General features: G+C 59.8%; 3 protein-coding genes. All 3 read right to left on the reverse strand.

Translation table 11 applies throughout. The annotated features are described in order from the left end of the window. On the reverse strand, positions 1 to 1,554 hold a 1,554-nt coding region (locus tag ACIREA_RS26860), incomplete at its 3' end, for a CHASE2 domain-containing protein (RefSeq protein ID WP_397385401.1). Between the two features lie 7 nt (positions 1,555 to 1,561). Next, a complete protein-coding gene (locus ACIREA_RS26865) occupies positions 1,562 to 3,328 on the reverse strand; it encodes a ShlB/FhaC/HecB family hemolysin secretion/activation protein (protein ID WP_397385402.1) in 1,767 nt (588 codons plus the stop codon). Positions 3,329 to 3,347: 19 nt separating this feature from the next. Then, the coding region (locus tag ACIREA_RS26870; protein WP_397385403.1) for a hypothetical protein at positions 3,348 to 4,808 on the reverse strand (1,461 nt) is incomplete at its 5' end.

The raw sequence follows: 4,808 nt of genomic DNA on the forward strand, positions 1-4,808 counted from the left end.
TGCAATGGGCACAGGGGCATTGAACATGCCGACGATGGCGTCTCCTATAAACTTGTCGAGATTGCCGCCGTTATCCTCCAGGATGTTGGCCATCTCGGACAGGTAGTCATTCATCAGTCGCACGAGGCGCTCAGGCGTCAGCTTTTCGGAGAAGGAGGAGAATCCTGCTATGTCGCTGAAGAAGGCGGTAATCTCCGCCGTATGACCGCCGAGTTGCGGTTCTTCTCCGGAGGCAATCAACTGCTTGACCACCTGTGGCGCGAGGAAAGTGCCAAATATGCCGGTGATGCGGCTCTTGGCACGCAGTTCGATGATGAGGCGATGCAGGATGGAGCCGCCCTCCACCATCATGAAGCCGAGCACGGGCCAGGCGAGGGGCAGGTGCAAACTTTCCTTCTGGAAGAAGTGGAATGCAGAATAGGCATAGGCGCCGATGAAGAGCGCAGGGACCAGCACGGCCATCCAGATGCGGCCGAAGCGCACGGGTATGATGGTGAGCAGAGCGATGAGCGCCCACAAGCCGATCAATTGCAGAAAGTCGGGCTTCTTGATGTAGTCTCCGCTGAGGATGTTGCTGAGGGCGTTGGCATGCGTCATGACCAGACCGACCAGCGGTTCGTGCGGTGTGGGGCCGAGATCGGCGAGGCCTTCGGCCATCTGGCCAATGAAGAGGGTCTGGCCGGTGATGGGCGGAAACCCTTTGGGCCATTCTTGACCCTGATTGTCCCGCAGGCTGCCCATGAGGCGGGCGTAGGAGAAGACGGAAAAGGTGTCGGGATGGCGATAATTGATCGTCATACGACCGCGATCATCGATTGGGATGCGCCACTGCTGGTGCTTGCCCGTGATGCGGATGCTGTCGCCGAGGGTGACGTCCACGGCATCGCTCTCCACGCCTTCGCAGGTGAGCAGTGCCTGCAGCACAAGGCTGGGGAAGATGCGGGTGCCGCAGCGCACGACCAGCGGCAGCACACGGCGCACGCCATCCGGCCCCGGCGGTGCATTGACAAAGCCGACATGCGAGCTTTCGCCGATGATCTCGACGGGCAGCAGCGCCGTGTCATGACCGATGAGGCGGCTGATATCGCCATGGAAGCTCGTGATGGCCTTGGTATTGCCCGCTAATTCGGCCTCGAATTTCTTCTGCTTCTCCAGCGGTTCGGCAACGGCGCCGGTGATGGAGGTGGTGATCTGCACCAGCGAGTCGCCAAAGGCAGCATCCAAGGCTGGGTCGGAGCTCGGTTCAGTGAAGAGCAAATCAAAGGCCAGCGCCGCTGGAGGGCGCGTGGCGATGTGGTGCATGAACCGGGTATGCACCTCGCGGCTCCAAGGCCAGCGGCCAAACTGAGCCAGCGCGTCTTCATCAATGGCAACAACAAGGACCTCCGGCGACGCAGGCGGATCTGACGCAGCACGTGCTTTGAAGCGCCAGTCGAGTGTGAGGTTCTCCACTTCCTCCCCCAGTGGTGTGAGGCTGAAGCCCAGCGCGAACAGCAGCACCAGCGGCAGCAGGATGAATTCAAAACGCAGGCTGCCGAGTTTCCTTTTTCTCATGCGCGGGCTAATACTTCATGTTCATGCCGAAGTGCAAGCGGCCAGCAGGTGCGCTGACAAGTCCGGTGCTGCGCAGATTCCAGCCGTAAGCGAGGCGCATATCGAGATTGCTGCCCAGGCTGTAGCGCAGCCCCACGCCGGAGCTTTGCAGATTAAGATTGGGCTCCGAGGCATAGGTGCCCACGCTTTCCAGATAGGCGAAGTCGTAAAAGACAAAGGTGTTCAGGTTGTCCACCTTCTTGCCGCCCCAGGTGGTGAATTGAATCATGGGCAGGTTCAGCTCCATGTTGGCAACGATGCCGCGATCTCCACGTGCGGAGCTTTCATTGAAGCCGCGTACGGTCTGATAGCCGCCTGCGAGCATCTGCTCTGTGGGGAGCAGGCGAGTATTGGAATACTGCCCCGCTGTGTGCATCAGTGCGGAGAAGCCCATCGGCAGGCGGATGAGGCGGTCTAGTTCCGCTTTCGCGTACCAGTACTTCGCCTGGGAACCGGCGCGCAGGCTGTCAAAGGCGGCGTAGTTGTTGTGTCCGAGTACATTGCCCGGACTGTGGATGGCGGAAATGCCAAAGCGTGTGTAGCCCAGCGGGTCATGCACGAGGAGATTGTACCCGACGCGAAACTGGAACACCTCGGCGGTATTTTGCGAGAAGGTCTGGCCGCCAAAGAGGATGTCTGACGTGGTGCTCTTGTAGTCGAGCGCCACGGTGGCCTTGTGCTGGACTTTGCTCCATGCGCTGGCCAATGGAACGGTGTAGGCGGCGGAGAGTTGTCGGTTCCTGCCATTGACGCCGAGAAGTCCTGCGGCCTGTCCGGACTGGGTGGCGGAGTCCACATACACGCCGAGAAGCTGGAGCCGATGACGCCACGGAAGGGGAATGTCCCAGGCCAGGGCATGCGCCTTAAGGCGGTCGAGTTCCTGATTGCCGGTGAAATTATAATTCAGCGACTGCTCCGTGCCAAACAACTGCATCATGGTGAAGCCGCCGGAGATTTGATTCAGCCCCGTGGAGCGCAGACCGGAATTGGCATAACCGATGTAGGCTTTGACGGGATTGTTCTCGGTCGTTTTCAAGACGATGTCGCTGGTGCCTTCCTTTTTGCCGCGCTCGTAGATGACGTTGACGTTGCGGATGGGGTTCTCATTGAGCCAGGCGACGTCGCTGGAGATTTTGCGGGTGTCGATGCGTTCGCCGGGCTTCACTCTTACTTGCCGGGCCATGTAGGTGGGGTTGGAGCGTTTGGCACCTTCCACCTTCACCTCTCCCAAAACGCCTTCGCGCACAATGACCTGCACATGCCCGCGGGTGATGTCCTGCTGCGGCAGGTAGGCATCCACGAGTGGAAAATCGGTGGCCTGGTAAGCTTTGTTGATGCTCTTCACCATGCGATTGAGCACGGCCATGCTGAGCGGCTGGCCCATGAACTCCTTCTGCAGGGAATCGGCGAGACCGGCGGGCAGATGCAGGGCGGGGTCCACCACAAGAACGTTGCTCATGTCCTTGTGCATGGACTTAGACGGCTTCGAAATCAGATGCAGGCCTTTCAGATTCACACCGAGCGGTTTTGTATCGCCTTCGGCCTTGTCCGCTTCAGGTTTCTTGGGTGCTGCGGCGGCATCATCCGTGGCTTTTTGCGCACGGGGAATCTGCAGCCTGTCCGCCAGTGTGCCTGCACCTGTGGCATTGGGAAACTCCTGGGCACGCAGGCTGCATGGCAGCGCGCAAACGGTCATGGCAAGCAGCAGGAACTGCATGAATGAGAACGAAGGCATAAGGTGTGTGGCTGAGTGGTCAGCGGAGCGCATGATCAAGTTCCTCCTGACTTTGAGGGGTGGTTGCGTTGTTGAGTTTGAAGATGACGAAAGTGCCCGGCGGGACGCCATCGAGAGCGGTGTTTACCATGCCGTCCCATGAAAGCACCAGCGCGGTGCCGTCCGATCCAAGCGCCAGCGAAAGGTCCTGAGCTCCAGCGGGCGCAAGCAATGTGTGGAGATGGGTCTGCACCTCAGGTGCAGCGGCAGTGCCGGTGGCATCCATGACGGCGAGTCCGCTGGCTTCGTTCACGATGTAGTCGCCCAGGCCACCGAGAGCGAGTGAGAGCTCTCCAAAGGCTCCCGGTGAAATGCTGGCACGCAAGGCGGTTTCGATGGTGGCGGGCACCGGCCTGCCGTTGACCTCCACGGTGGTGCTGCCAGAGACAAACTCGAGCCGCGCCGTGCCATCGCCACCCAGTGCCATGACCAAGGTGCTGAAGGATTCTGGTGTGGACACTCGATTGAGAAACTGCTGCACATTGAGCGAGGGCAGGGGATCTCCCAAATTGAGGGACTGTGCGCCTGCCTGGACAGTGAGAGGGACTTCGCCCGTGCCGATCGCGCCGATGGCGAGTTCGCTCTGGGCCAGCAGACTCATGCTTGCGTTTAACTGAGCCACGGAAGCCGCGCTGGGCGCACCCACTGCAGTGCCGATGGCAAAGAGTCCACCGCCGTTTTGCAGACGGATCGTGCCATCGCCTCCGAGGCTCAAGTTGAGCTCGCGTTCAGCAGTGGCAGAGGTGCTGGAATTCATCTGCGACTGAAGACTCAGACTGGCCGGACCACCGCCCCCGATGGAGCCACCGCCGGTGCCGAAGGTCTGACCGAGAAAGGCTGAAGTGGAGGCCGTGCCGGCAATGCCTGCGCCGCCTGCCAGAGCCCCTGCGATACTCTGCGCGCCGATTCCACCACCAGCTACTCCTGCGATGGAGGTTGTATTGAAGTTGTTGGTCTGTGAAAAGCCGTTGGAGGTTGAACCACCCGGTGGGTTGAAGTTTTGCAGGAAGACATTGGTCACCGGAGTGATGACGGCACTGGTGGAAAAGCCGGTGGTGGTGATGGTGCCGAAGCCTGGCTTGGTGAGCGGTGAAGTCACTACTTTGGTGCCGTCCACGAAGAGTTGATTGTCACCGGCGCCACCGCTCAGATTTTGCGTGAAGGTGTAGAAACTGGTGACCGTGTTGTCATTCCCGGCGCCGAGATTGAGACCGATGGTGTTCACGCCGGTGAAGGCATAGCTGCGAGTGCCGACGGAGATCAAAGACGCACCGATGACGTAACCTTGTCCGGCCTGAAGGCTGCTGTCATCGAGGATCAGCACCGCGAGAGGATTGCCTCTGCCGTTCACGCTGCCGTCGATGGTGGCCTGATTGGAGAAGACAAACCTGTTTGTACCCGTGCTGCTGCCGGTGAGATTTTCAAATGAGCTGAAATGGAT

It is taken from the genome of Prosthecobacter sp., from assembly GCF_044373815.1.
Taxonomy (GTDB): domain Bacteria; phylum Verrucomicrobiota; class Verrucomicrobiia; order Verrucomicrobiales; family Verrucomicrobiaceae; genus Prosthecobacter.

Excerpts from the sequence above, each read along its gene's own strand:
- ACIREA_RS26865 (WP_397385402.1), bottom strand. The coding sequence starts at position 3,328 with ATGCCTTCGTTCTCATTCATGCAGTTCCTGCTGCTTGCCATGACCGTT.